The sequence below is a fragment of the Methylobacterium sp. Leaf94 genome (assembly GCF_001426045.1).
Lineage (GTDB): Bacteria > Pseudomonadota > Alphaproteobacteria > Rhizobiales > Beijerinckiaceae > Methylobacterium.
The window spans coordinates 132,382-158,575 of record NZ_LMRM01000005.1; the positions used below are offsets into that span (position 1 = coordinate 132,382).

A 26,194-nucleotide genomic window follows, 5' to 3' on the forward strand; every position below is an offset into this window, starting at 1 on the left:
TTTTTCTTGGCCCCGACGCAACGCGGGAGGTCCTCCGGGCTCGCTGTTGCGCCGGACAGTCGTACGCGAGGGCAAAGCCTCGGATCGCAACATCCACCGGCGCGGCCCAGCACCATGGGGATTGAGAGGTCTGCGCCGGCGGCGCGCGATCCCGGCACCGTGGACTCCGTTCGCGGTACGCACTGCGAGTCCGAAGGGCCGGGCTGCATGGTTCCGATCGGCAACAGGGTTCCATCCGCGTGCCCAGCACGACGCCGGGGTCGTCGCAGTCCCGTCCGTTCGGGGTGGGGCGCGAGCGGGATCTCCGAGCGGCCCAAGACTTATGTCTTCGAATTTTTTCTGATTTCTACCTGGCGCGTTGTGGAACCGCCGCGCGGATCATGGGGCATCGAGGCAGCTACGTAGGCGGTGGTTTTCGCCCAGGCCGGCCCAGGGTCCGGGTTCGACGCGGGGCGGAAACCGCTTGAAAATGAGAGCGAACGCGCCTACTCTGTTGCTATCAGTTCTGGTTGCAGTTGTGAGACTGCGGTTCGGGAGTGGGCCCCACCGGGTCCGCTCTTTTTTATTGCCGCAATGACTCTCGCGCCGGATCGCCTCGGACAAGGCCGGACTTCAAGCGCAGCATGGCGGACAACCTCAACAGCGACCCGCTCAACAGCGATCTCAACGAGAAGCGCCTCATCACCGAGACCGGCGTGGCCGCGCGGGTGGTGCAGGTCATCGAGGGCTCGATTCAGGGCCTGGGCTATCGCGTCGTCCGGGTGAAGGTGACGAGCGCCAACGGCTGCACGGTGCAGATCATGGCCGAGCGGCCGGACGGCACCATGACGGTGGATGATTGCGAGGCGGTGAGCCGGGCGATCTCGCCACTGCTCGATCTCGATGACCCGATCGGCAAGCCCTACTACCTCGAGATCTCCTCGCCGGGCATCGACCGGCCGCTGGTGCGGGCCATCGATTTCGCGCGCTGGGCCGGCTACGAGGCCAAGATCGAGCTCGCCGTGCCGATGGACGGCCGCAAGCGCTTCCGCGGCATCATCGGCGCCCCGAATGCGGACGGGCTCACGGTACCGATCGACCTGCCCGACGTGAAGGAGGGCCTGCCGAGCCGGATCGACCTGCCGCTACGCGACCTCGGCGACGCCTACCTCGTGCTCACCGACGAGCTGGTACGCGAATCCCTGCGCCGCGGCGGTCCACCCGCCCTCGACGACGAGAGGGACGACGCGGAGGGGGACGAGGCGGAGATCGAAGCCGAACCGACCCCTGCCCCTGCCCCTGCCCCGCTGAAGAAGAAGATTTCCCGTCCCCTGAAACCGAAGGCCTCGCAACGGCCCAAGCCCGTGAAGGTCGAGACCGAGGAGAGTCTCGCCATCAAGGCCCGGAACAAGGCGAAGCCCGTCCGCACCAAGGCGGTGCGGGTGAAGGAAGACGGCAAGCTCCACTAACACGCCCGGATCCCTGCCCCGCCGAGCGGCGGGGGGATCGCGACAGAACACGACGAAGAGAAGGACGAAAACCGATGGCCGTCGTCAGCGCCAACAGGCTCGAACTCCTGCAGATCGCCGAAGCGGTCGCCCGTGAGAAGGTGATCGACCGGTCCATCGTGATCGACGCGATGGAGGAAGCCATCGCCAAGGCCGCACGCTCCCGCTACGGCGCCGAGACCGACGTGCATGCCGAGATCGACCCGAAGACGGGCGCGCTGCGCCTGTCGCGCCACCTCGTGGTGGTCGACCAGGTCGAGAACGACGCCCGCGAGGTCACCCTGGAGCAGGCCCGCCGCTACAACCCCGGCGCCCTCGTGGGCGACGTCATCTCCGACACCCTGCCGCCCTTCGATTTCGGCCGCGTCGCCGCCCAGTCGGCCAAGCAGGTCATCGTGCAGAAGGTGCGCGACGCCGAGCGCGACCGGCAGTTCGACGAGTATAAGGACCGCATCGGCGAGGTCGTGAACGGCCTCGTGAAGCGCGTCGAGTACGGCAATGTCATCGTCGACCTCGGCCGCGGCGAGGGCATCGTCCGCCGCGACGAGATGATCCCGCGCGAAACCTTCCGTCCGGGCGACCGCATCCGCTCCTACCTATTCGACGTGCGCCGCGAGGTGCGCGGACCGCAGATCTTCCTCTCGCGCTCGCACCCGCAGTTCATGGCGAAGCTCTTCGGCCAGGAAGTGCCGGAAATCTACGATGGCATCGTCGAGGTGAAGGCCGTAGCCCGCGATCCCGGCTCGCGCGCGAAGATCGCCGTGATCTCGCGGGACGGCTCGATCGACCCTGTCGGCGCCTGCGTCGGCATGCGCGGCTCCCGCGTCCAAGCGGTGGTCGGCGAACTCCAGGGTGAAAAGATCGACATCATCCCGTGGTCGGAGGACCAGGCGACCTTCATCGTCAATGCGCTGCAGCCGGCTGAAGTCGTGAAGGTGGTGCTGGACGAGGAGGCCGACCGCATTGAGGTGGTGGTACCCGACGACCAGCTCTCCCTGGCCATCGGCCGCCGCGGCCAGAACGTGCGCCTCGCCTCGCAGCTCACGGGCTGGGACATCGACATCCTGACCGAGGCTGAGGAGTCGGAGCGTCGTCAGAAGGAGTTCGCCGAGCGTACCGCGATCTTCATGGAAGCCCTCGACGTCGACGAGACCGTGGGCCAGCTCCTGGCGGCGGAGGGCTTCCGCAACGTCGAGGAGATCGCCTACGTCGAGCCGGGCGAGCTCGCCAACATCCAGGGACTCGACGAAGAGAGCGGAACCGAGATCCAGGCCCGCGCCCAGGATCACCTCGCCCGCGTCGAATCGGAGTTCGATGCCAAGCGTCAGGAACTCGGCGTGCAGGACGAGCTGCGCGAGATCGACGGCATCACCACGCCCATGCTGGTGGCGTTGGGCGAGAACGACGTGAAGACGATCGAGGACCTCGCCGGTTGCGCCACCGATGATCTCGTGGGTTACACCGAAGGGCGCGGCCCCGAGGCCAAGCGGCACACGGGCTACCTCGAGGGATTCGAGATTTCGCGGGCGGAAGCGGAGGCCATGGTCATGGCGGCCCGCGTCCATGCCGGCTGGATCGAGGCGCTGACCGAGACTGAGACGAGCGAGTCCACCGATGAGGAGCCCGCCTCCGTCTGAGAAGGCGAATCATGGCTCCCCGCGGCCACGGATCGCGGGGATGTTTTCCAGTTGACGAGAGAATCCCACGCCACATGACGGGCGAAACCGCAGATGTGACCGACGATGCCGTCGAGCCGGATCCGAGCACGCTGCTCGATCCGGGTCTGGGGCGGGGCCGTGCCAATGCTCTGCGCACATGCCTCGTCACGCGGGTGACGCAGGCGCCGTCCGGCTTGATCCGTTTCGTGCTCGGGCCCGACGGCGCCGTGGTGCCGGATCTGCGGGCTCGCCTACCCGGCCGCGGTGCCTGGCTTACCCCCACCCGCGCGGCGGTCAACGAAGCGGTGAAGCGGCGCGCCTTTCAACGCGCCTTCAAAAGCAAGGATGCCATGGCATCCGACCTCGCCGACCGCATCGCCGAGGGTCTGCGCGCCGACCTGCGTCAGTCGTTGTCCCTGGCCAACAAGGCCGGCTGCGTGGTCGCGGGCTTCGCCAAGGTCGAGTCGGCCATCGGCGACAAGGCCGGTGTGGCGGCGGTGATCCAGGCCTCCGACGGTAGCGCCGACGGACGGCGGAAGATCGTCGCGGCATTGCACCGGCGGCATGGCAGTGCCATATCGTGCATTCCCGTCATCGATGACCTGTCCAACGAAGAATTGGACATGGCCTTGGGTCGGGATCATGTGATACATGCGGCTCTCGTCGCAGGAGTCGGAGCTTCCGGCTGCCTTGCGCGTTGGCGTCGGCTCCGCACCTTTGAAGGTTTGGCGACGACGGCCGAGGAGGCCGGCTCCGCCCGTATTGGGCAGGCCGTTTCCGATCTGCACGACGATTGAAGCGATGGATCTACCCGGCGCACAGCAGTTTGCCGGTTCACGGGACGATGGAAACCCTCAGGGTTTGGACTGAATGAGCGATACGAACAATCCGGGCGACAAGACGCAGGCGAGACCCCCTTCGAAGCCGCTGTCCTTGAAGCGTCCGATCGAGCAGGGAACGGTGCGTCAGAGCTTCTCCCATGGCCGCTCCAAGCAGGTCGTGGTCGAGACGGTGAAGCGCCGTGTCATCGGTGCCGCGCCGGCCGCCCCCGCGCGTGAGACGACGCCCGTCGCCCCTGCGACGCGGGTGGCGCCGCCTCCGCCGCCGGCCGCACCGCGTCAGGCCCAGCGGTCCGCAAATGGCGTGGTGCTGCGCACTCTCAGCGAGCAGGAGAGCAACGCCCGTGCGGCTGCCCTCGCCGACGCCAAGCGCCGCGAGGCCGAGGCGCAGAGGCGTGCCGAAGCAGAGGCCGCGGCTGAGCGCGAGCGCATCGCTGCGGAACAGCGCGAGCGGGAGGCCGCCGAGGCGAAGAAGCGCGAGGAGGAGGCCCGCCGCCGCAAGGAGGAAGAGGATCGCCGCGCCGCCGAGGAGGCAGAACGCGCTGCTGCAATTGCGGCTCAAGACGCTGCGAAAGCCGATGCCGCACCAGCCGCCGCCCCGACCGTGTCGAAGACCGCCCCGATGCCGGCGGCCCCGACCATCGTGCGCTCGGCGCCTCCGGCCCCGGCTGCCCCGGCGGCGGAGCGTCCCGCTCAGGCTGCCGCTCCCGCCCGGCCTGCGGCTCCGACAGCGACGGCCCGTCCGGCTGCGCGTCCGCCGCTCACGGCTCGCCCAGCGACGGCCGAGCCGCGCAAGACCATCACAGCCGACGTGCGCAAGCCGCGCGACCTGAATTTCATGGCCCGCCCGGCTCCGGCGCCGGAGCCCGAGCCCACCGCTCCGACCGCGGCCACGGCCGCCCGTCCGGCCGGTGGAGCCACGCCGGCCCGTACGGCTGGCCGCCCGCAGGCTGCCGAGGAGGAGAGCGAGCAGAAGCGCGTGATCCGCCGCCCCGGCATGCCGCTCAAGATCATCACGCCGCCCAAGACGCCCAAGCAGCCGGGCGGCGATCGCAACCGCGGCCGTCTTACGATCGCCACCGCCACGTCGGGTGAGGACGAGCGCACGCGCTCCGTCGCCTCGTTCCGCCGCCGCCAGCAGCGCATGAGCGGCAACCGGCAGGTGGAGCAGAAGGAGAAGCTCTCCCGCGAGGTGACGATCCCGGAGACGATCACGATCCAGGAGCTCGCCAACCGCATGTCGGAGCGAGCGGTGGACGTGATCCGTCTGCTCATGAAGCAGGGCGAAATCCATAAGATCACCGATGTGATCGACTCGGATTCGGCGCAGCTCATCGCCGAGGAACTCGGCCACACCGTCCGCCGCGTTGCGGAGTCGGACGTGGAGGAAGGCCTGTTCAGCGACGAGCCGGAGCTGGAGGAGGATCTCGATCCCCGTCCCCCGGTGGTTACCATCATGGGCCACGTCGACCACGGCAAGACCTCGCTGCTCGACGCGATCCGCAAGACCACCGTTGTCTCCGGCGAGGCCGGCGGCATCACGCAGCATATCGGTGCCTACCAGGTCGCCTCCCCGAGCGGCGACATGGTCACCTTCATCGACACCCCCGGCCACGCGGCGTTCACCTCGATGCGTGCCCGCGGTGCCAAGGTGACGGACATCGTCGTGCTCGTGGTGGCGGCGGATGACGGTGTCATGCCGCAGACGGTGGAGGCGATCTCCCACGCCAAGGCCGCCGGCGTTCCCTTGATCGTGGCGATCAACAAGATCGACAAGCCCGAGGCGAATCCGCAGCGGGTGCGAACAGAGCTGCTGCAGCACGACATCCAGGTCGAGTCGATGGGTGGCGAAACCCTCGAGTTCGAGGTGTCGGCCAAGACCGGCGACGGTCTGCCGGAGCTTCTCGAGGGCCTGCAGCTCCAGGCCGAGATCATGAACCTGCGCGCCAACGAGACGCGCGACGGCGAGGGTACGGTCATCGAGGCCAAGCTCGATCGCGGTCGCGGCCCGGTGGCGACCGTCCTGGTCCAGCGCGGCACCCTGTTCACCGGCGACATCGTCGTGGCCGGCGCCGAATGGGGCCGCGTGCGCGCCCTCATTGACGACAAGGGCGAGAACGTCCCCTACGCCGGTCCTTCGGTCCCGGTGGAGGTGCTCGGCTTCAACGGCACCCCGGATGCGGGCGACCGCGTCGTGGTCGTGCCGAACGAGGCCCGCGCCCGTGAGGTCACCGAATACCGGGCCCGCCAGAAGCGCGAGCGCCTGGCCGCCCGTACCGGTGGCGCGAACCGCTCGCTGGTCGACATGATGCGCGACCTGAAGGAAGGCGCCGGCCGCAAGGAACTGGCGCTGGTCGTCAAGGGCGACGTGCAGGGCTCGGTCGAGGCCATCAACGGCGCGTTGGAGAAGCTCGGCAACGACGAGGTGTCGGCGCGGATTCTGCTGGCGGGCGTCGGCGGCATCACCGAGTCGGACATCACCCTGGCGGAGGCTTCGAAGGCCGTCGTCATCGGCTTCAACGTGCGGGCCCACAAGGAAGCGCGCGAGTCGGCCGAGAACAAGGGCGTCGAGATCCGCTACTACAACATCATCTACGACCTCGTGGATGACATCAAAGCGACCCTGTCGGGCATGCTGCCGCCGACGCTGCGCGAGGAGCGTCTCGGCGAGGCCCAGATCCTGCAGATCTTCGACGTTTCGAAGGTCGGCAAGATCGCCGGCTGCCGCATCACCGACGGTGTGGTGCAGCGCGGTGCCCATGTCCGCCTGATTCGCGACAGCGTGGTCATCCACGAGGGCAAACTCGCCCAGCTGAAGCGCCTGAAGGACGATGCGAAGGAAGTGACCGCCGGCTACGAATGCGGCATGTCCTTCGAGAACTTCCAGGACATGCGGGCCGGCGACACCATCGAGTGCTACCGGGTCGAGGAGATCCGTCGCACGCTCTGAGCGGCGGATTCGCTTCGGAATACCGACGGGGTCGCGACGAGGTCGCGGCCCCGTTGCGCGTTTCGGAGCCGGTGCCGGCCGTCTTCGCGGAAAGACGACGCGGAAACTGGCGCGACGGGCCTATATCCCGGACGCCGATCTGCGCTAAGAGGGTCGCCTTCGACGTCCGCTTCGTTTCAGCCGGCTCGGCGTTTCCGTGCGGCGGCACCTCGATGTTCCGTTTCAGCGACGCATCGTCCGCGGCTCCCGGCGCGCCGGTGTCGAACCGTTTCGACGACAAGACGATCAGAATCCGACATGGCCCAGAAGCAGACCCCCACCGGACCCTCGCAACGCCAGCAGCGCGTCGCCGAGCTGATCCGCCACGCCCTCGCCGAGGTTCTCCAGCGCGGGGACATCCAGGACCCGGTGCTGAGCGCCCACGTCATCACGGTGCCGGAGGTGCGGATGTCGCCGGACCTGAAGCTCGCCACGGCCTACATCATGCCGCTCGGCGGCCTGGACGAGGCCCCGGTCCTGGCGGCGCTGGCGCGCAACAAGAAGGCGCTGCGCCAGGAGGTCGCCCGCCGGGTGAACCTGAAATACGCGCCCGACCTGCGCTTCCTGCGCGACGAGACCTTCGACGAGGCCGACCGGATCGACGCCCTGCTGCGGACTGATAAGGTGCGCCGTGACCTCGAATCGCCGGCCCCGGAGAAGGACGACGGCGCCTCGGACCCCGACGCCGCCTGACGCGCACCGGCCTTGAGCGGTCCCCCGTCTCCGGCCCGAGGCGGCGGGGACACCGAACAGCGAACCCCGACCGGGACGGATGACGGCGCAGAACGTGCCGCCCGCCCCCTGTGAGCATTGACCGAGGACCCCCATGATCAACGAACCGACCGTCGAGCGCACCGAGGGCTCAGCGCCGCCGAACCCGGCGGACCGGCCCGTGGCCGCCGAGGGCCGGCGTCCGCCGCGGGGCGCGCCGCGCCCCGACCGGCCGAAGCGCCGCGACGTCAACGGCTGGGTGATCCTCGACAAGGGCGTGGGCATGACCTCGACCCACGCGGTCGCGGTGGTGAAGCGCGCCTTCAACGCCAAGAAGGCGGGCCATGCCGGCACCCTCGACCCCCTGGCCTCCGGCATCCTGCCGATCGCGCTCGGCGAGGCGACCAAGACGGTCCCGTTCGTGATGGACGGGCGCAAGGCCTACGTCTTCACCGTGACCTGGGGCATCGAGACCGACACCGACGACGCCGAGGGCCGGCCGGTGGCCACCAGCGAGGCGCGCCCGACCCGCGAGGCCGTGGAAGCGGCGCTGCCGATCTTCATCGGCGCCATCGAGCAGGTGCCGCCGCGCTACTCGGCCATCAAGATCGCCGGGGAGCGCGCCTACGACCTCGCCCGCGACGGCGAGGAGGTCGTGCTGGTGGCCCGCCCGGTGCAGATCGACCATCTCGCGGTGGTTGAGCACAGCCCCGAGCGCACGGTGATCGAGGCCGCCTGCGGCAAGGGCACCTATGTCCGGGCCATCGCCCGCGACCTCGGCCGCCTGCTGGGCTGCTACGGCCACGTCTCGGCCCTGCGCCGCACCCGCGTCGGCCCCTTCACCGAGGCGGATTCCTGCCAGGTCGCCGCCCTCGAGGAAGCCGGGCCGGACGGCAATGCCGGGCATCTCCACGCCGTCGAGACCGCCCTCGACGCGGTGCCCTCGGTGCCGGTGTCGCGGGACATGGCCCTGCGCCTGATGCGCGGCCAGCCGGTGATCCTGCGCGGGCGCGACGCCCCGGTGGAGGGCAAGGCCTTCGCCACCTGCGGCGGCATCCTCGTGGCGGTGGGCGACGTCGAGCGCGGCGAACTGGTGCCGCACCGGGTCTTCCACCTCGGCGGGACCGCCAACCGCCCGGTCTGAGCGGGGCTTCCGGGGGCCCTCCCCCCACGGGGAGGGTGACCGCAGGCGCACGCCGCACGGGACTCCGCGCGGGCCCCCTCGCCGTCGGGCGGTGGCACCCGTGCCCGTCGATCCGGGGACGCCGCAGTCGAGCCCGGCCCGAAGGAGAGGCGCGCCGTCCGGAGCCGCCGACCGTGTCAGGTCCGGCACGCTCGGCGTGCCCGGGTCCCGGGCTCCGCTGCGCGGCCCGGGGATGAGAGGGTTCCGGACTCCGACTTTCGGTTCGATCATCGGCCCTTGCGATCACCCTTTCCTGGACAGGAGTCGGCGTCGCGTCTTCCAACTCGTCCTCGATGGGCCTGCGTCACGCGCTTCCCCGAAGCGGTCGGCATCTCTACGGCCCTTCCCGCTCCGGCGAAACGGTCGCCTACGCGCAGGCGGCGGTGAGGCTCTCAGAACGCGATGCGATCTGTCGGGCGACCTCGACCGCCTGATCCGGATGGTGGGGAACGAGGACCGCGAGCCCTCCCGTCATGGGCGTGAGGAGGCGCCCCGATTGCGAGACAGGGAGGCCGTCGAGCCGGACTGTCAGGCGACCGCCGACAGGCGCGGCCGTGGATGTCGCGAACGCCGCCGCACCGCCATCATCGAAGCGGACCACGATGTCGGGTTGGTTCGGCCCCTCACCATTTCCCCGCACCGATGTCGATGCGACCGTCAGGCTGACCGCATCGCCGGCGAAGGCCGTCGAAGGGATGCAGAGAAGCAGCGGAAGCAGGAAACGATCGATCTGTCTGCGCATCGCATGAACTCTCCGTCCTCGGGCTGAAACTCCGTCCGCTCGTCTGTGTGAAGGGCCGCTGAGAGTGAGAAGCGGAGCTTGGCCTTTTGCCCTGGAGCGGACGATCTCGCGATGACCCAGCTCGGTCGTCGGCGGGCCGACGGCGCTCGTCCCTCAGAAGTCCTTCCGGCATCTGTCGTGAAGGGAGTCCAAGCGGCCTCCGATCCCGTTGGATGGGACTCCCCATGGGTCGATATTCCACCAAACGGAGCGGCATTCGGAACCCGAGGTGCGTTCGATGTCGCGACATTCCACGGACCAACCAAAACCGGGTGCGCCCTTGATCGTACAAGCGTCAGGGCGTGCCGCGATCGTCTCCGAAAGAGCTTTGTCTCGGATCGCCTGATGTGACAGCCGGAAGGCGTCTGCGGTCGTTGGTACGGTCGCGACGGCCCAGACGATGCGGCCCACGATGATGAGCATGACCAGTGCACTGACGCAGCCGAGAAGCAGCGCTGAGGAGCTTCTCTGCCTGGCTTCATCGGACCTTCGCATTCGAGGAGCTTACGAAGTGAAATGTCCGCGATCCACTCGATCCGGTGGTCGAGCGGAGGGGCAAAAACCGACCCCCGTCAGGCAGACCGCCCGGTATTGCCGCATCTCGAAGGCGGCCATTCGTCAGCGATTTGATCGGGTCAATGAGGAGTCGCTTCAGTACGAGACCCTCCAGCCCTGAGCGGGCGTTCAGTGATCGACCCGACTTCATCGCCGCGATCAGTCATTTCCTTCGATCAAGCCAGTGGCTTAAGGCTGATGGAATCGGCCATGAAGGAAATCGATGATAGACCGATGTAAAATCTCATTATCCAACGCTATAGGGTTACAGATTGGAACAACTTCAGATTTGAAGTGCTCTAATTGTGTGATAAATATCACGTTTCAAACTTGCCATGCAGATCGTATCTGGCAATGAGTACGATACTGCGCCGCTTAAGGCGCTTATCAGCGTGCCATATGCCCCATCGCGCCCCCTCCCTTGCTTTACTTCTCGCCACAACAGCTCTCTCCTGGCCCGTGGCCGCACAGCAAACGAGCGTGCAGCTCGACCAGCTCTCCGTCGAAGGCGTTGCACCGGGCCCCCGGATTGGTAGTGGGGCCAATCTCAGTGGTGGGGATGGCGGCACGGCGGCGACCAGCGGCGGCGGCGGAGGCCCTTCCGGAATCACCGGCTACACCGCTCGGATCAGCCCCACGGCGACAAAGACCAACACACCGCTGCTTGAGACCCCACAGTCGGTCACGGTGCTCACCCGTGAGGCGCTCAACGACCGCAACGTCCAGACGCTCAACGAGGCCATCGGCTACGTGGCCGGCGTGTCCTCGAACGTCTTCGGCTTCGATCCGCGCTTCGATTCGTTCTTCGTGCGCGGCTTCAGCCTGACCTATGACGGCATCTTCCGGGATGGCCTGCGCCAGGTCGCATCGGGCCTGACGGTACCGCGCATCGAACCCTACGGCATCGAGGCGGCTACGATCCTGCGAGGGCCGGCTTCCGGTCTCTACGGGCTCGGCTCGCCCGGCGGCATTCTCGACGTCACCACGAAACGACCGGTCTTCGTGCCCTTCGGCGAGGTGCAGCTACAGGTCGGCAACTTCGACCGCTACCAGGGCAATTTCGACATCGGCGGCCCGGTGGAGGGCACGGGCGGCACCCTCGCGTACCGCGTCACCGGCATCAAGCGGCAGTCGGATACCTTCATCCCCGGGGGCTCGGACGACCGGAGCTACATCGCGCCGTCCTTCACGTGGAAGCCATCCGCCGACACCACCTTCACCTTCCTGAGCGAGTATCAGGAGACCAAGCTTCCGGGCAGCACGACATTCTTCAACCAGAACCTGCGCCCGACCCGGATCTACTCAGGCGACCCGGCCTTCAACGACTTCAGGCAGCAGCAGGGGCGCGTCGGCTACGCGTTCGAGCACCGCTTCGACGGGGATCTGGTCTTCCGGCAGAACTTCCGTTTCTACGACATCAGCAACGACTATCGCTACGCGTCGATCGCCGCGCTCAGCCCCGACGGCCTGAGCGCCAGCCGATCGACAGGATATTCGCGCCAGTTCCTGAGCCAGATCACGCTCGACAACCAGATCGAGGCCCATGTCACCACGGGGCCGGTCGCGCATACGCTGGTGGCGGGGCTCGACTACGCGCATTCCGACTTCAACTATCGCTTCGGTTTCGGCGCGGCCCCCGATCTCAACCTCGTCACGCGCAATTACGGCCAGCAGCCGATCCTCGCGCCGCTGCTGGGCCCGCGCACCGCGCAGAGCCAGGATCAGGTCGGGCTGTACCTGCAGGAGCAGGCCAAGTTCGACCGCTTCGTGCTGACCCTGACCGGGCGCTACGACTGGGTGTCCCAGACCACGACCGCGGCCCCCGCTGCCGCGACCCAGCAGAACGACCAGGCCTTCACGGGCCGCGTCGGTCTCAACTATCTGCTGGCCCCCGGGCTGGTTCCCTATGCCAGCTACGCCACCACCTTCGCGCCGCAGCCGGGCGTCGATGCCGCCGGACGCGCCTTCAGACCGGCGACGGGGGACCAGATCGAGGCCGGCGTCAAATACCTGATCCCCGGCACGAACATCCAGGCAGGGTTCGCCGGCTTCGATATCGTCCAGAGCAGCGTCCTGCGCACGGATCCGAACAACGTCGCCTTCCAGGTGGCCACCGGCGCCGTCGAGTCCCGCGGCTTCGAGATGGAGGCCATCGCCAACTTCGCGCCGGGCACCAACCTCACCCTCGCCTACACCCACCTCAATCTGCGCTATCTCAGCCAGACCTCGTTCGCGGGCCAGTCCCTGGACGGCAACGCCCTCTCGGGCATTCCCGGGGACACGTTCACCGGCTTCCTGAGCTACCTGTTCCCGTCGAGTTCGGCCCTGCGCGGACTGACGCTCGGTGGCGGCATCCGCTTCAACGCCAACAGCTTCGCCAACGACGAGAACACCGTCCGCAACCCGACCGTCACGCTGTTCGATGCGCTGGTGGCCTACGACTTTTCGGCCATCGATCCGGCGTACAAAGGCTTTCGCGCCCAGATCAACGCAAACAACGTCTTCGACCGCGACTACTTCACCTGTCAGGCGGGCTTCTGCTACCGCGGCGCGCCGGCGACCGTCATCGGCAGCCTGATCTACCGATGGTAGACGGCAGAGCTGACACCGGAGCGCCCCTCTCCGCATCCGTTGGGACCCTCGCGAGCCGAGACCGATGAAGTCACTTCCCTCGCGGCGCCGCCTGGCGGCTCTTCCCGCCGCCGCCTGGCTGCTGCTGAAGCCGAGCCTGGCCCGTGCGACTGCCGACGAGCCGGCCCGGCTCACCGGCGCGGTCGCCTTCGATCTGGGCGGCAACGGCCAGCAGGTGCCGTGGCGGATCACGCTCTACGTTCCGCCCGGCGAGGTGCCTGCGGACGGCTGGCCCGTGCTGTACCTGCTGGACGGCAACGCGGTGACGGCCACGGCGATCGATATCGAACGCGTACAGGCGCCCTACCCCGACGCCACGGGTATCGCCACGCGCTTCGTCGTCGTCGGCATCGGCTATCCTGGGGACGATCCTTACGATAGCCTGCGTCGGTCCTGGGACTACACGCCACCGCCCGGACGGTCCTACCCACCGGCCCAGCTCGGCGGTCCTCCGATCCGGACGGGCGGCGCCGACGCGTTCCTGCGCTTCGTCTTGGACGATCTCCGGCCTGCGATCGCACGACGCTGCAGGGTCGATCCTTCGCGGCAAGCGGTGTTCGGACACTCATTCGGGGGACTGTTCGTCCTCCACGCCCTCGCTCGGGCGCCCGCGGCCTTCTCGCACTGGATCGCCGCCAGCCCGTCCATCTACTGGGAAGACGCCGTGGTGCTCGAAAGCATCGCGGAGTTGGAGAAGGCCTCTCCAAACGGCGCGCGCGTGCTTCTCCTGGCCGGTGCCTACGAGGAAGCCCTCGCCCCGTTCCAACGGGTCGCCCCGGACCATGAAGCGCGCCGCGCCCGCCTCGCATCGACCCGCACCGTGGAACTGACCCGTGCGATGACGGAGCGGTTGAGCCGGATCTCGGGCGTGACAAGCACCTTCAGCCTTATCCCTGGACGAACTCACATGACCGTCCTGCCCGAAGCACTCAACGAGGCGGTCGCCTTCTTCATGCAACGTTCGGGATAGCCTCGCCAAGAAGGTGGACGGCTTCGGCAATGCTCGGATCGTTCGTTCGGGCATACGACAGATCCGCTGCCGGCGCCTGCTCCAGCGAACGTCCGACGTCACGACGTTTCGGACTGTCGGCAATCCGTCACCAACCCAACCGATCCGGCCGTAGAGCGTCGTCCGGCAAGCTTCCGAGAAGCGGACCTCCAGAGGTCCAACACGGGGTCGCAAGTCGCTCCTCGCAGGGTCGGGACGTTCGGCTGTTGCCCCCAGGGCCGGGCCCTGTCAGGGCCGTCGATCGGCCTGCGCGGCCCGGCCGCCCGGAACCCGCCGTTTCAGGAGGGCGCCCGGCTCGGCCGGAGCCTGCCTCGCGTGACGATCCGCGTCACGCGCCCCGGATCGGCAACCCCGTCTCGATCACCCGCGCCCAGAGCGAGGCGCCGTAGGGTGCGGCGGCGTCGTTGAAGTCGTAGTCCGGGTGGTGCAGGCCGGCGCTGTCGCCGTTGCCGAGGAAGATGTAGGCGCCGGGGCGGTGGGCGAGCATGTAGGAAAAGTCCTCGGCGGCCATCATGGGGGCCACCGCCCGGTCGATGCCGGCCTCGCCGACGAGCTCGGCCGCCACGTCGGCGATGAAGTCCGTCTCCGCCGGATGGTTCTCGGTGACGGGGTAGCCGCTGTTGAAGTCGATGGCGCCGGTGGCGCCGAAGCCCCGGGGCACGTGGGTGACGATCTCGGTGATCCGGTCCTGGATCAGGGTCCGCATCGGCTTCGAGAGGGCCCGCATGGTGCCCCGCAGGACCACGCATTGCGGCAGCACGTTGAAGGCCTCCCCCGCCTCCAGGGCGCAGACCGAGACCACCGCGCTCTCCAGGGGATCGACGGTGCGCGACACCACGGATTGGAGCGCCGTGATCACGTGGCTCGCCACCAGCACGCTGTCGATGGCGTTGTGCGGCTGGGCGGCGTGGCCGCCCCGGCCCGTGATGGTGATGGTGAAGCGGTCCGTGGAGGCCATGATCGGGCCCGGCCGGATGGCGAAGGTGCCCAGCGCCTGGCCCGGGATGTTGTGCATGCCGTAGACGGTCTCGACGCCGAAGCGCTCCATCAGCCCGTCGCGGACCATGGCCTCGCCGCCGCCGCCGCCCTCCTCCGCCGGCTGGAAGATCAGCACCGCCGTGCCGTCGAAGGCGCGGGTCTCGGCGAGGTACTTCGCCGCCCCGAGCAGCATCGCCGTGTGCCCGTCATGCCCGCAGGCATGCATCTTTCCCGGCACCGTGGAGCGGTAGGGCAGGTCGCGCGCCTCCTGGATCGGCAGGGCGTCCATGTCGGCGCGCAGGCCGATGGCGCGGTTCGAGCCGTGGGCCCGGCCGCGGATCACCCCAACGACGCCCGTTCGGCCGATGCCGGTGGCGACCGTGTCGCAGCCGAAGCCCCGCAGCTTGTCGGCGACGAAGCCGGCGGTGCGGTGGACGTCATATTGCAGCTCGGGATGCGCGTGGAGATCCTGGCGCCAGGCGGCGATCTCGTCCGCGAAGGCGGCGATCCGGTCGAGGACGGGCATGGACAGCGACTTTCGAGAGGCGACGGCTCTCAGGGGGGGACGCGCCGGGGTTGCGACGCCGGTCCCAGCAAACAAGAGGCCAGGGATGCGGTCAACGCGTCCCGCGCCGCGAAGGCGACGCTCCGGGGTCGCGCTCCCCCTGCCGCGGTGTCGCGCCGGGCCGGCCGTGGGGACCGCTGGCGAGGTCGTCGAGGATCGGGCAGTCGGGCCGGGCGTCGCCGCCGCAATGGGCGGCGAGATCCTCCAGGGTGCGGGCCATGCCGTCCAGGGCGTCGATCCGGCGCCGCAGGTCCGCCACATGGTCGAGGGCGAGGCGGCGCACCTGGGCGCTCGCCCGCGCCCGGTCGTGCCAGAGGGCGAGCAGCGCCCGGATATCCTCCATGGTGAAGTCGAGGTCGCGGGCCCGGCGCACGAAGCGCAGGGCATGGAGGTCGGCCTCCGTGTAGAGGCGGTAGCCCGCGGCCGTCCGGCCGGCCGGCGCCAGCAGGCCGGTCTCCTCGTAGTAGCGGATCATCTTGGCCGAGACGCCGGAGGCGCGGGCGGCCTCCCCGATGGTCACCGCGCTCACGCCACCGCTCCCGTCGTCGACGCCGTACCGCCGGCCCGGCGCAGCCGCAGGGCGTTGGCGAGGACGAAGACGCTCGACAGCGCCATGGCGCCCGCCGCCAGGACCGGCGAGAGCAGCGGTCCGCCGACCGCGTGGAGCAGCCCCGCCGCCACCGGAATCAGCGCGACGTTGTAGGCGAAGGCCCAAAACAGGTTCTGGCGGATGTTGCGCATCACCGCGGCCGAGAGCCGGAAAGCGCCGACGAGGCCCGAGAGGGCGCCCGACATCAGCACCACGTCGGCGGCCTCCACCGCGATGTCGGTGCCGGTGCCGAGGGCGATGCCCACATCGGCCTCGGCCAGGGCCGGCGCGTCGTTGATGCCGTCGCCCACGAAGGCCACCGCGCCGTGGCGGGCACGCAGGGCCTGCACCGCCGCGACCTTGCCGCCGGGGAGGATCTCGGCCGAGACCGACGTGATGCCGAGGGTGCGGGCCACGGCCTCGGCCACCGCGCGGCCGTCGCCGGTCACCATCGCCACCGCGAGGCCGCGCGCCCGCAAGGCCGCCACGGCCTCGGCCGCGCCGGGCTTGATCGGGTCCGCCACCGCGACCAGGGCGGCGAGGCGCCCGTCGAGGGCGATGAAGAGCGGGCTGCGGCCCTCCCGGGCGAGGCGGTCGGCCGCGTCGTCGAGGTCTCCGGCCGGGATCGCAAGGCGGGCGAGGAAGCGCCGCGCGCCGACGACGACGGCGCGGCCGTCCACCGTCCCGGCGATGCCGTAGCCGGGCTCCGCCGCGAAGGCCGTGACCGTTCCGAGGGCCAGGCCCCTGTCCGCGGCCGCCGCCACGAGGCTGCGGGCGATGGGGTGCTCGGAGCGGGATTCGAGGCTCGCGGCGAGGCGCAGGGCCTCGTCCGCCGCGACGCCCGGCCCCGCGACGAGGTCCGTCAGGGTCGGGCGGCCCAGGGTGAGCGTTCCGGTCTTGTCCAGGGCGACGACCCGGACCGCGCGCAGGCGCTGGAGCGCGCCGCCGTCGCGGAAGAGCACGCCGAGCTCGGCCGCGCGGCCGGTGCCCACCATGATCGAGGTCGGGGTCGCGAGGCCCATGGCGCAGGGGCACGCGATGATGAGCACCGCGATGGCGTTGACGAGGGCGAGGCCGAGGGCGGGGCTCGGCCCGAAGGCGAGCCAGCCCGCGAAGGTCGCCGCCGCGGCGGCGATGACCGCCGGCACGAACCAGCCCGTCACCCGGTCGACCAGGGCCTGGATCGGCAGCTTGGCGCCCTGCGCCGCCTCGACCATGCGGACGATCCGGGCGAGCACGGAGTCGGCCCCGACGGAGTCCACCCGCAGGTCGAAGCTGCCATGGGTGTTGAGGGTGCCGCCCACCGCGCCGTCGCCGGGCGCCTTGGCCACCGGCACCGACTCGCCGGTGATCATGCTCTCGTCGACGTAGCTCGCCCCGGAGACCAGGACGCCGTCGGCGGCCACCCGCTCGCCCGGGCGGACCCGGACCACGTCCCCGCGCCGGAGGCTCGCCTGGGCCACCTCCGTCTCGACGCCGTCGCGGATCACCCGCGCGGTGGCGGGGCTGAGGCCGACGAGGCGGGCGATGGCCGCGCCCGTCCGCCCCCTGGCCCGCGCCTCCAGGGTCCGGCCGAGGAGGATCAGCGTGACGATCAGGGTCGCGGCCTCGAAGTAGAGGTGGGCCGTCCCCGCCGGGAGAAGCGCCGGCGCCAGGACCGCGACCAGGGAATACAGGTAGGCGGCGCCGGCCCCGAGGGCCACGAGGGCGTTCATGTCCGGGTGGCCGCGGACCAGGGCGGGCAGGCCCTGGCGGAAGAAGCGGGCCCCGGGTCCGGCGAGCACCAGGGTGGCGAGACCGGCCTCGATCCCGCCGGCCCAGGCGCCGAGGGCGCCGAGAACCGCGTGGCCGAAGGCCGGGACGAGGTGGCCGCCCATGTCGAGGACCACGATCGGCGCCGACAGGAGCGCCGCCGCGACGAGGTCCCGGCGCAGGGCCGCGCCCTCCTGCGCCAGACGGGTTTCCCGGGCCGCGACCGGCGCTTCGGCCGGAGCCTGCGGCTGGTAGCCCGCTTTCGCGACCGCCGCCTCCAGGTCCGCGCGCGCCACCAGCCCCTCGGGGTGGCGCACCGTGGCGCGGCCGGTGGCGAGGTTGACCGTGACCGCGGCGACGTCCGGGACGGCGGCCAGCGCGCGCTCGACCCGCCCGACGCAGGCGGCGCAGGACAGTCCGGCGATCTCCAGGGTGGTGACGGCCTCCGGCACGGCGTAGCCGGCCCGCGCGACGGCCTCCACCGCCGCGGCACAGGGACCCGGCAGACGCAGTTCGGCCCGTCCGGTGGCGAGGTTGACCGAGACCTCCGAGGCTCCCGGCAGGGCGCGCAACGCCCGCTCCACCCGCCCGACGCAGGAGGCGCAGGTCAGCCTCTCCACCGGGAAGCCGAGCCGCCGGCCGGGCGTGGGAATCGTGGCATCGAGGGTCGGGCGCTTGTCCATGTTCCCCCATGTGGGGGTTCCCATGGTGGGAAGGTCAAGGGGCGGGCGGGGGTACTGACCGGACCGCTTCCGCCCGGTCGGCGCGCCGCATCCGCGGGAGGGGGGCCAACGCATCGCGGGACGGTGCGGAACGCGATGTTCCGCTCGGCCCAGGATCCCGGCCCCTACCGCCGCCGGCCCCAGATGCCGGCGCGCTCGGAGCGGGCCTGCTCCTCGGCGGCGAGGAGGTCGGCCGGCGCGTCCTCGGCGGCGCGGGCGCCGCCGGCCGTGAGGATCAGGGCGGCGAGGTCGTCGCCATCGATCTGGCAGCGGAGCTGCTCGCCAGCCGCCTCGGCCCCGGAGGCGGGGGCGCAGGTCACCTCGCGGCGGCGCAGGTAGCGGGCGAGCTGCCGGGCGAGCGCCCCGCCCTCCCCTTCCACCCCGAGGAGGCGGACGGTGCGGCCGCGGAAGGCCAGGGTGCCGGTGTCGACCACCTCCGGCACGCCGCGGATGCCGGGCGCGGCGGCGCTGGCGGCGACCTCGCGGGCGGGCGCCGGCTCGGCCCGGGCCGGCTCGCCCCGCGCCGCCGAGGGGCGCTTGCGGCCCTTGACCAGCTGCGCCGTCGCCCGCTGGACGAAGTCGTGGAAGATGCTCGCCGGGAGATCGCCGCCGCCGACGCGGTTCATGGAGGCATTGTCGTCGTTGCCGACCCAGACGCCCACGACGAGGTCCGGCGTCATGCCGATGAACCAGGCATCGCGATAGTCCTGGGTCGTCCCGGTCTTGCCGCCCACCGGCAGGCCGGCGACCCGGGCGGCCTTGCCGGTGCCGCCGTCGACCACGGCCTGGAGGGAGTCGAGCATCATCGCCCGGGCCTCGGTGGGGATCGCGGTGCCGCCCTTGGCGTCGGCGCGCAGGTAGAGCGGCTGCGGCTGGGCGCCCCGGATGGCGTGGACGCTGTGGGTGTCCACCGGCGCCGCCCCGGCCAGCACGCCCGCATAGGCGCGGGTCATCTCCAGCAGCGTCACCTCGGCCGAGCCGAGGGCGAGGCTCGGCACGTTGGGCAGCTCCGCGGTCACGCCCATCCGATGGGCGGTGGCGATGACCGCCGGGATGCCGACCTCGTCGGCCAGCTGCGCCGCCACCGTGTTGATCGACTGCGCGAAGGCGCTGCGCAGGGGCATCGCGCCCTTGAACCGGCCCGTGGAATTCTGCGGTTCCCAGTCGCCGATCTGGATCGGCCGGTCGACCAGCACCGTGTCGGGGTTGAAGCCGTTCTCGTAGGCCGTGAGGTAGACGAACAGCTTGAACAGCGAGCCGGGCTGGCGCTTGGCCTGGGTGGCGCGGTTGAACTGGCTGTCCTCGTAGTCGCGCCCGCCCACCAGGGCGAGGATCGCGCCCTCCTTGTTGAGCACCACCATGGCGCCCTGGCCGGCCTTCTTCTTGGGCCCCTCGGCGTCGAGGCGGCGGGCGACGACGCCCTCCGCGAGGCTCTGCAGGTCGAGGTTGAGGGTGGTGCGCACGGTGACGTCGCCCGGCGCGTCGGCGAGCTTCTTCGACTCCGCCGAGACCATGTCCAGGAAGTAGTTGGTGCCCGGCGGCGTCTCGGGGGGCGTGCGCAGGGTGATGGTCTGGGCGCGGGCCTTGTCGGCCTCGGCGGCCGTGATCGCGCCGGTCTCCACCATGGTCTGCAGCACCACGTCGGCGCGCTCCTTGGCGCCGCCGAAGTTCCGGGTCGGGGCCAGCTGCGAGGGCGCGCGCACGAGGCCCGCCAGCATCGCGGCCTCCGGCAGGGTCAGGGCCTTGGCCCCCTTGCCGAAGTAGCGCCGGGCGGCGGCATCGACGCCGTAGGCGCCGGCCCCGAAATAGGCGGTGTTGAGGTAGCCGAGCAGGATCTCGTCCTTCGACATCGTCGCCTCGACGCGCAGGGCCAGGAACGCCTCCTGGATCTTGCGGCGCAGCGACTTCTCCTGGTTCAGGGAGACGAGCCGGGCATATTGCTGGGTGATCGTCGAGCCGCCCTCACGCACGCCGCCGCCGACGGCGTTGCGGTACAGGGCGCGCAGGAAGCCGCGCGGGTCGAGGCCCCAGTGGGAGCGGAAGCGCCGGTCCTCGATCGCGATGATCGCCTGGCCGAGATGGGCCGGCATCTCCGCCGCCGTCAGCTTCTGGCCCTGGAACGCCCCGCGGGTGGCGAAGACCCGGCCGTCATCGGCCTCGACGGTGAGCGCCCGCTGGCCCGCTTCCGGCACCACGCCGCCCAGAGGCGGCAGGGTGGCGAAGCTGTAGAGGACGAGCCCGGCCAGGGCCAGCAGCGGCAGCAGGACGACCGCCAGGGCCGCGGCGCGCCAGGGATGGCGGCGGAGCCGGGCCGGCCAGCCGGCGGCGCGGGGCGCCGGCGCGCGTGCGGGCGCGGGCGTCGGCCCCGCCGCAGGCGCGGCGGTGGACGGGGGCGGAGGTCCGGCCGGCGCGCGGGGGCGCATGCGGTCAGCCCATCCCCGCCAAGCTGGCCCCGCCGCCCGCGCCGCGCCGGCGGCCCGGCGTCCGGCACCCCGTGCCGCACCGACGGCGAGCACGCCGAGCTGGCGGCCGAGGGTCCGCGCCGCCGCCGCGGCTTCCCGCGCCGCGGCGCGGGTGTCCGCATTGTCCGGCCCGGCGGCGCTCCGGGGCTCGGGCTCAGGGGCGGGCCGGGGCGGGTCGACCCGCGCGGGGCGCGGGCGTTCCGGGTCGGGGGAGGTCATCGCGGGCCATGGTCACGGGGGGCGGGGCTCGGGCGGCGAAGCGCCCCGCGGTGTCCCGCCGGTTCTAGACCATCTCGCGCGGCCAAAGCTACGCCGTTCCGGGGTGCCCCAGGGGGCCGGGCCGGCCCGCCTCCGCGTGGCGGCCGCGCAGGCGGAAGGCCAGGAGCACCAGCAGGATTCCGAACACCATCGTGTAGCTGCCGATCCACCAGGTCAGGACCAGGGCCGACATGCCGGGATCGACCAGGAGCGCGATGCCGAAGAGGATCGAGACGCCGCCGCCGAGCACCAGCCACCAGCGCCCGTAATGGGCATGCAGGCGGAAGCCCGCCGCCACCATGAGGCCGCCGGTGACGAGGGCCCAGAACGCCACGAGGTAAACGAAGGCCCAGACGGCTGCCGCCGGGACGAGCACGGCGGCGACGCCGACGACGAGATCGAGGAGCCCTTCGAGGAGGAGGAAGCCCCAGCGCTCGTGGCGCTGGGCGGCCCGCACCGAGGCGATCACGCCGACGATGCCGTCCACCAGCATGTAGGCGGCGAAGAACAGCACGAGGGAGAGGACGAAGGCGCCGGGCGCCACGAAGGCGATCAGCCCGAACAGGATCGCGACGACCCCGCGCAAGGCCATCAACCACCAATTGCGGGCCAGCACCGTGCTCATTGCGTCGAGACGGTCGAGGCCGCCCGGACCGGCGGCACCCGGTGGCGACAGGGAAGAACCGGCGATCATACGCGCCTCCTGCAGGTTGCGGACGAACCGGGATCCGGCCCGTCAAACCCGAAAACGCGCGCCGGATTTCGGACGTTCCGTCGGGCCGCGGACGGGGCCCGCAAACGTCATGCGCACTGGGAACAATCGCCGGCGCTACTTCTTGTTGTCGCCGAGGCGGGAGTTTCGGGCGGCGCGGTTTCGATCGCGCGGCCCCTGGATGCGTTCGGACGGTTCGTCGATGCTTCAGGATCAGCAGGCCGTGGGGCGCCAGCCCGCACGGGGCGACGCGGTGCGGCCCTCCGACCCGGAAGGGGCCGATCCGCAGGAGACGGCGTCCGCGACGAGGTCCCCCGGAGAGGCGCCCCCCGGCGAGACCGAGCCGGGCGCGGAGTCCGGCGCGCCCGAGAAGTCCGGCTCGTCCGAAAAGTCCGGCTCGGGCGAGGAGTCCGCTGCGGCCGAGGAGTCCGACGCGGACAGCAAGCCGAACATCCTGCGCCGGCATCCGTTCTGGGCCCTTGGCATCACCGTGGCGGTCGTCGCCGTGGCGGCCGGCGCCTACGTCTACTGGCTGACCCGCCTGCACCCGTTCGAATCCACCGACGACGCCTTCGTCGATGCGCGGCAATTCTCCATCGCGCCCAAGGTCGCCGGTTACATCGTGGACGTGCCGGTCACCGACAACCAGCATGTCGAGACCGGGGCCGTTCTCTTCCAGATCGACCGGCGCGACTACGCGGTGGCCCTGGCGCAGGCGAAGGCGCAGGTCGCCTCGGCCGAGGCCTCGATCCGCAACTTCGAGGCGCAGATCGAGGGCCAGAAGGCGCAGGTCGCCGCCTCCCAGGCGGAGGTGACGCAGGCCGAGGCCTCGCTGAAATTCGCCCGGGAGGATGCGGCCCGCTACCGGGACCTCGCCGAGAAGGGGGCAGGCACGATCCAGCGCTCGCAATCTTCGTCCTCGACCCTCGACCAGCAGCAGGCCGCCTACGATCGCGCGCGGGCGAACGTCGTCGCGGCGCGCACCCAGGTCGGCGCGCTCAATGCGCAGAAGGCGGGGGCCGAGGCCAGCCTCGCCACCGGCAAGGCCCAGGTGGCCCAGGCCGAACTGAACCTCGGCTACACCACCGTCACGGCGGCCCAGCCGGGCCGGCTGGTGCAGCTGTCGGGCGCCAAGGGCCAGTTCGCCCAGGCCGGGCAGACGCTGTCGACCTTCGTGCCCGACGACATCTGGGTGATCGCGAACTACAAGGAGACGCAGATCACCGACATGCGGCCGGGCCAGCACGCCGACATCGCGATCGATGCCTATCCCGAGCGCAAGATCACCGGCCACGTGGAGTCCGTGCAGCCCGGCTCCGGTACCGCCTTCAGCCTGCTCCCGGCCCAGAACGCCACCGGCAACTACGTGAAGGTGGTCCAGCGCATCCCGGTGAAGATCGTCGTCGACCAGTGGCCCACCGACGTCGCCATCGGCCCCGGCATGTCGATCGTGCCGCGGGTCCACGTCCGGTGAGCGGTGCGGCTTCGCAGGCGGGGGGCAAGGCGGGGGGCAAGGCGAGCGACGCGTCGGGGGCCTCCGCCAAGGCGCCGGGCGGGCACAACCCCTGGGCCATCGCCCTCGTCGTCTCGCTGGCGACCTTCATGGAGGTGCTCGACACCACCATCGCCAACGTGGCCCTGCGCTACATCTCCGGGGGCCTGGCGGTGGGCCCCGACGAGGCGGCCTGGGTTGTGACGAGCTACCTCGTGGCCAACGCCATCGTGCTCACGGCCTCGAGCTTCCTCGCCAAGCGGTTCGGCCGCAAGGCGTTCTTTATGTGGAGCATCGCGCTCTTCACCGTGGCCTCGGTGCTGTGCGGCTTTGCCTGGAACCTCGAATCGCTCCTCGTCTTCCGCGTGCTCCAGGGCTTGGGCGGGGGCGGCATGGCGCCGCTGGCCCAGTCGATCCTCGCCGATTCGTTCCCGCCGGCGAAGCGCGGCCAGGCCTTCGCCCTCTACGGCCTCGCCGTGGTGGTGGCACCCGTGATCGGCCCGACGCTGGGCGGCTGGCTCTCCGACAACGTCTCCTGGCACTGGTGCTTCCTGATCAACGGCCCCATCGGCCTGATCGCCCTCGGGCTGATGCATGTGCTGCTGGAGGACCCGCCGGGGGCGGCGGCGGAACGGCGTCGCCTGCGCCGCGCGGGCGTGCGCTTCGACCTAGTGGGATTCCTCCTCGTCGCCACCTTCCTGGGGTCGCTCGAGGTCGTCCTCGACGAGGGCCAGCGCAAGGACTGGTTCGGCTCGACCTTCATCATCGTGTTCGCGGCGATCTGCGTCGTCGCCTTCGTGGCGATGATCCCCTGGGAGCTGACCCGGAAGAACCCGGTCGTGGACCTCCGGCTCCTCGGCAGCCGCCAGTTCGGCGCGTGCTTCCTGGTGATGATGGCCACCGGCGCGATCCTGATCGCGACGACGCAGTTCGTGCCACAGCTGGTGCAGGAATATTACGGCTACACCGCCACCCTCGCGGGCCTCGTCCTGGCGCCCGGCGGCCTCGTCACGGTGTTCATGATGCTGGTGATCGGCCGGATCTCGGGCAAGGTGCAGCCGAAATACCTCATCGCCCTGGGCGCTGCGATCGTCTCCGCGGCGATGTACGACCTCACGCGCCTCTACGGCGACACCAGCTTCTGGTTCTTCGCCTGGTCGCGCATCTATATCGGCATCGGCCTGCCGATGATCTTCATCTCGATCACCGCCGCCTCCTACGAGGGGATCGACAAGGGGCAGACCGACCAGGCTTCGGCGCTGATCAACGTCGCCCGCAACGTCGGCGGCTCGATGGGCGTGAGCCTCGCCCAGAACGTGCTCGCCTACCGGCAGCAATTCCACCAGAGCCGGCTCGGGGAGAGCATCTCCGGCGCCAACCCGAACTACCAAGAGACCCTGCGGGCGGCGACGCAGTACTTCCAGGCCCATGGGGCGTCCGGCGTCGAGGCGCAGAACCAGGCCATCGCCTGGATCGGCCAGCAGCTCCAGACCCAGGTGGCGTACTGGGGCTACATCGACGTGTTCTGGTCGCTCTGCCTCGTTTCGGGGGCGGCGGTGCCGCTCGCGATGATCCTCAGCAAGGTCAAGCTCGGCGGGGGCGCGCCGGCCGGGCATTGAGTCAGTCGGCCGGCGTGGTCGCCTCGGTGACGTGGACGCGTGCGGCCGGCGCCGGGGTGGGGGCCGCGTCGGTCTCGATCTCCATGAGGGTGACCTCGGATTTCAGCTCGGGTCCCGCCAGGGCGGCCACGCCCTCGTAGCGGTCGAGGCGACGGTCGATCATGCCGCCGATCTTCTCGCGCACCTCGGCGACCGTGAGGCTGCGGCGGCCCTTGCCGGCCTTCTCGGTGAACAGGCTCCGGTTCGCCTTCGCCGCGGCCTTGAAGACCTGCTTGGCGACCTGGCCCGGCTTCTCGGCGGTGAGCTCGAGGAAGCGGCCAGCGCTGGCGGTGCCGAGGAAATGCGCGAAGTAGAGCTCGGCGGTGGAGAGGTCGCGGCCGATGCGCTGCTCGATCCGGCCCTTGTCGCGATTGATGAGCTCGCCCGCCATCAGGGCGGCGACATAGGGGTCCTGGCGCAGGCGCAGCACGCGGGTCCGCACCGCCTCGTCGGCGATCGTGATGGCGCTGCCGCGCCCCTTCACCGCCGCCGCCTCGTCGGCGAGGCCGTGGCGGGCGCCGTAGGTGCGGATGAGCTCGAGCCAGGTACCCGACAGGAACTGGAACAGGCCTTCGGCGGAGGAGGTCGAGGCCTTCACCGTGGTCGAGAAGCTCGATTCCTTGTCGGCCAGCGCCATCATGTAGGCGGGATCGACCCCGGTTTCGGTGGCGGCCCGCAGGATGGTGTCGACGATCTCGCGCGGCACGGCCATGTCGCCGAAGCGCAGGCGCTCGGCGCCGGCGGCGTCGCGGCTCTGGGCGAGGGCGGCGAGGTCGCTCTCGATCAGCGACAGCGTCGCGGGTTCCTGCTCGACCACCGGAACCCCGGCCCAGTCGGCCGCGTTGGTCGCTTCAGGTGCTTGCGCGGACTGCTCCCGGACGAGGGTCTGCGCCGTCAGGGCGCGCTCGTCGATCCGGTCATGGGCCGCCGCGGCGGGGGCCAGGGCGTTCTGCGGCAGGGCGCCGCCCAGCAGCGCGCCAGTGACGAGCGTCGCAAGGGTCCGGCGGCGGAGAGTGGCGAAGGTCCGGCGCGTCCTGCGCTCGGTCCGCGGCAGCCACGCCACGGTCAGATCTGCGTTGAAGGTCTCGTTGGGCGCGAGACGGCTCACGTCGTCGGCGCAGAGCGCCGGCTCCGGGAAAACCCCCATCATTGGTCCTTGTTCG

At 70.6% G+C, this 26,194-nt stretch carries 17 protein-coding genes; 10 read left to right on the forward strand and 7 right to left on the reverse strand.

Features of this window, described 5'->3' with window-relative positions:
• The first annotated feature begins 623 nt into the window (after nt 1–623).
• The 6 genes from rimP (at nt 624) to truB (ending at nt 8,828) form a co-directional block, all read left to right on the forward strand.
• Nucleotides 624–1,448: a ribosome maturation factor RimP gene (gene rimP, locus ASG63_RS04755; protein WP_056212596.1), complete on the forward strand. Its 825-nt coding sequence runs from the start codon at nt 624–626 to the stop codon at nt 1,446–1,448.
• Nucleotides 1,449–1,522: 74 nt separating this feature from the next.
• Nucleotides 1,523–3,124, forward strand: coding sequence for a transcription termination factor NusA (gene nusA / locus ASG63_RS04760; protein WP_056212602.1), 1,602 nt, complete (start codon nt 1,523–1,525; stop codon nt 3,122–3,124).
• 74 nt (nt 3,125–3,198) lie between these two features.
• Entirely contained in the window at nt 3,199–3,942 is a 744-nt protein-coding gene (locus tag ASG63_RS04765) for an RNA-binding protein (RefSeq protein ID WP_056212604.1), read from the forward strand.
• Nucleotides 3,943–4,015: 73 nt separating this feature from the next.
• Nucleotides 4,016–6,934, forward strand: coding sequence for a translation initiation factor IF-2 (gene infB, locus ASG63_RS04770; RefSeq protein ID WP_056212606.1), 2,919 nt, complete (start codon nt 4,016–4,018; stop codon nt 6,932–6,934).
• Nucleotides 6,935–7,231: 297 nt separating this feature from the next.
• Nucleotides 7,232–7,666 (forward strand): 30S ribosome-binding factor RbfA, encoded by a 435-nt coding sequence (gene rbfA / locus ASG63_RS04775; RefSeq protein ID WP_056212608.1) that lies wholly within the window; start codon nt 7,232–7,234, stop codon nt 7,664–7,666.
• 133 nt (nt 7,667–7,799) lie between these two features.
• On the forward strand, nt 7,800–8,828 hold the full coding sequence (truB, locus tag ASG63_RS04780; RefSeq protein WP_056212611.1) for a tRNA pseudouridine(55) synthase TruB: 1,029 nt from the start codon (nt 7,800–7,802) through the stop codon (nt 8,826–8,828).
• Nucleotides 8,829–9,234: 406 nt separating this feature from the next.
• On the opposite strand, the gene ASG63_RS04785 is transcribed toward truB, so the two are convergent.
• A complete protein-coding gene (locus tag ASG63_RS04785; protein WP_056212612.1) occupies nt 9,235–9,609 on the reverse strand; it encodes a hypothetical protein in 375 nt (124 codons plus the stop codon).
• Between the two features lie 993 nt (nt 9,610–10,602).
• Here ASG63_RS04785 and ASG63_RS04790 point away from each other — a divergent pair.
• Together ASG63_RS04790 and ASG63_RS04795 are read left to right on the forward strand one after the other, a co-directional pair.
• On the forward strand, nt 10,603–12,795 hold the full coding sequence (locus tag ASG63_RS04790) for a TonB-dependent siderophore receptor (RefSeq protein WP_056212614.1): 2,193 nt from the start codon (nt 10,603–10,605) through the stop codon (nt 12,793–12,795).
• A gap of 64 nt (nt 12,796–12,859) precedes the next feature.
• On the forward strand, nt 12,860–13,804 hold the full coding sequence (locus ASG63_RS04795) for an alpha/beta hydrolase (RefSeq protein WP_082559176.1): 945 nt from the start codon (nt 12,860–12,862) through the stop codon (nt 13,802–13,804).
• A gap of 367 nt (nt 13,805–14,171) precedes the next feature.
• Here the strand turns inward: ASG63_RS04795 and ASG63_RS04800 are convergent, their stop codons facing one another.
• From ASG63_RS04800 to ASG63_RS04820, 5 genes are all read right to left on the reverse strand, one after another.
• A complete protein-coding gene (locus tag ASG63_RS04800) occupies nt 14,172–15,347 on the reverse strand; it encodes a M20 aminoacylase family protein (protein WP_056212616.1) in 1,176 nt (391 codons plus the stop codon).
• 91 nt (nt 15,348–15,438) lie between these two features.
• Entirely contained in the window at nt 15,439–15,906 is a 468-nt protein-coding gene (cueR, locus tag ASG63_RS04805; protein ID WP_156394072.1) for a Cu(I)-responsive transcriptional regulator, read from the reverse strand.
• 5 nt (nt 15,907–15,911) lie between these two features.
• Complete coding sequence (locus ASG63_RS04810; RefSeq protein WP_443189775.1) at nt 15,912–18,434, reverse strand: heavy metal translocating P-type ATPase; 2,523 nt, start codon at nt 18,432–18,434, stop codon at nt 15,912–15,914.
• 140 nt (nt 18,435–18,574) lie between these two features.
• Entirely contained in the window at nt 18,575–21,130 is a 2,556-nt protein-coding gene (locus ASG63_RS04815; protein WP_056212620.1) for a PBP1A family penicillin-binding protein, read from the reverse strand.
• Nucleotides 21,131–21,218: 88 nt separating this feature from the next.
• Nucleotides 21,219–21,863, reverse strand: a complete 645-nt coding sequence (locus ASG63_RS04820) for an HdeD family acid-resistance protein (RefSeq protein ID WP_156394068.1) — start codon at nt 21,861–21,863, stop codon at nt 21,219–21,221.
• A 220-nt stretch (nt 21,864–22,083) separates the two neighbouring features.
• Here ASG63_RS04820 and ASG63_RS04825 point away from each other — a divergent pair, with 220 nt between their 5' ends.
• Together ASG63_RS04825 and ASG63_RS04830 are read left to right on the forward strand one after the other, a co-directional pair.
• Complete coding sequence (locus ASG63_RS04825) at nt 22,084–23,355, forward strand: HlyD family secretion protein (protein ID WP_082559182.1); 1,272 nt, start codon at nt 22,084–22,086, stop codon at nt 23,353–23,355.
• Nucleotides 23,352–24,992, forward strand: a complete 1,641-nt coding sequence (locus tag ASG63_RS04830; RefSeq protein WP_056212622.1) for a DHA2 family efflux MFS transporter permease subunit — start codon at nt 23,352–23,354, stop codon at nt 24,990–24,992. Before ASG63_RS04825 ends, ASG63_RS04830 begins: the two co-directional genes overlap by 4 nt.
• A gap of 1 nt (nt 24,993) precedes the next feature.
• Here the strand turns inward: ASG63_RS04830 and ASG63_RS04835 are convergent, their stop codons facing one another.
• Nucleotides 24,994–26,178, reverse strand: a complete 1,185-nt coding sequence (locus ASG63_RS04835) for a transglycosylase SLT domain-containing protein (RefSeq protein ID WP_056212710.1) — start codon at nt 26,176–26,178, stop codon at nt 24,994–24,996.
• Between the last annotated feature and the right edge of the window lie 16 nt (nt 26,179–26,194).

Bases quoted from the DNA above. Each gene is read 5' to 3' on its own strand.
- nusA (WP_056212602.1), top strand. From the start codon at position 1,523: ATGGCCGTCGTCAGCGCCAACAGGCTCGAACTCCTGCAGATCGCCGAA.
- ASG63_RS04795 (WP_082559176.1), top strand. From the start codon at position 12,860: ATGAAGTCACTTCCCTCGCGGCGCCGCCTGGCGGCTCTTCCCGCCGCC.
- ASG63_RS04765 (WP_056212604.1), top strand. From the start codon at position 3,199: ATGACGGGCGAAACCGCAGATGTGACCGACGATGCCGTCGAGCCGGAT.
- ASG63_RS04800 (WP_056212616.1), bottom strand. From the start codon at position 15,347: ATGCCCGTCCTCGACCGGATCGCCGCCTTCGCGGACGAGATCGCCGCC.
- ASG63_RS04820 (WP_156394068.1), bottom strand. From the start codon at position 21,863: ATGATCGCCGGTTCTTCCCTGTCGCCACCGGGTGCCGCCGGTCCGGGC.
- ASG63_RS04785 (WP_056212612.1), bottom strand. From the start codon at position 9,609: ATGCGCAGACAGATCGATCGTTTCCTGCTTCCGCTGCTTCTCTGCATC.
- ASG63_RS04815 (WP_056212620.1), bottom strand. From the start codon at position 21,130: ATGACCTCCCCCGACCCGGAACGCCCGCGCCCCGCGCGGGTCGACCCG.
- truB (WP_056212611.1), top strand. From the start codon at position 7,800: ATGATCAACGAACCGACCGTCGAGCGCACCGAGGGCTCAGCGCCGCCG.
- ASG63_RS04810 (WP_443189775.1), bottom strand. From the start codon at position 18,434: ATGGGAACCCCCACATGGGGGAACATGGACAAGCGCCCGACCCTCGAT.
- ASG63_RS04790 (WP_056212614.1), top strand. From the start codon at position 10,603: ATGCCCCATCGCGCCCCCTCCCTTGCTTTACTTCTCGCCACAACAGCT.
- ASG63_RS04835 (WP_056212710.1), bottom strand. From the start codon at position 26,178: ATGGGGGTTTTCCCGGAGCCGGCGCTCTGCGCCGACGACGTGAGCCGT.
- rbfA (WP_056212608.1), top strand. From the start codon at position 7,232: ATGGCCCAGAAGCAGACCCCCACCGGACCCTCGCAACGCCAGCAGCGC.
- rimP (WP_056212596.1), top strand. From the start codon at position 624: ATGGCGGACAACCTCAACAGCGACCCGCTCAACAGCGATCTCAACGAG.
- infB (WP_056212606.1), top strand. From the start codon at position 4,016: ATGAGCGATACGAACAATCCGGGCGACAAGACGCAGGCGAGACCCCCT.
- ASG63_RS04825 (WP_082559182.1), top strand. From the start codon at position 22,084: ATGCTTCAGGATCAGCAGGCCGTGGGGCGCCAGCCCGCACGGGGCGAC.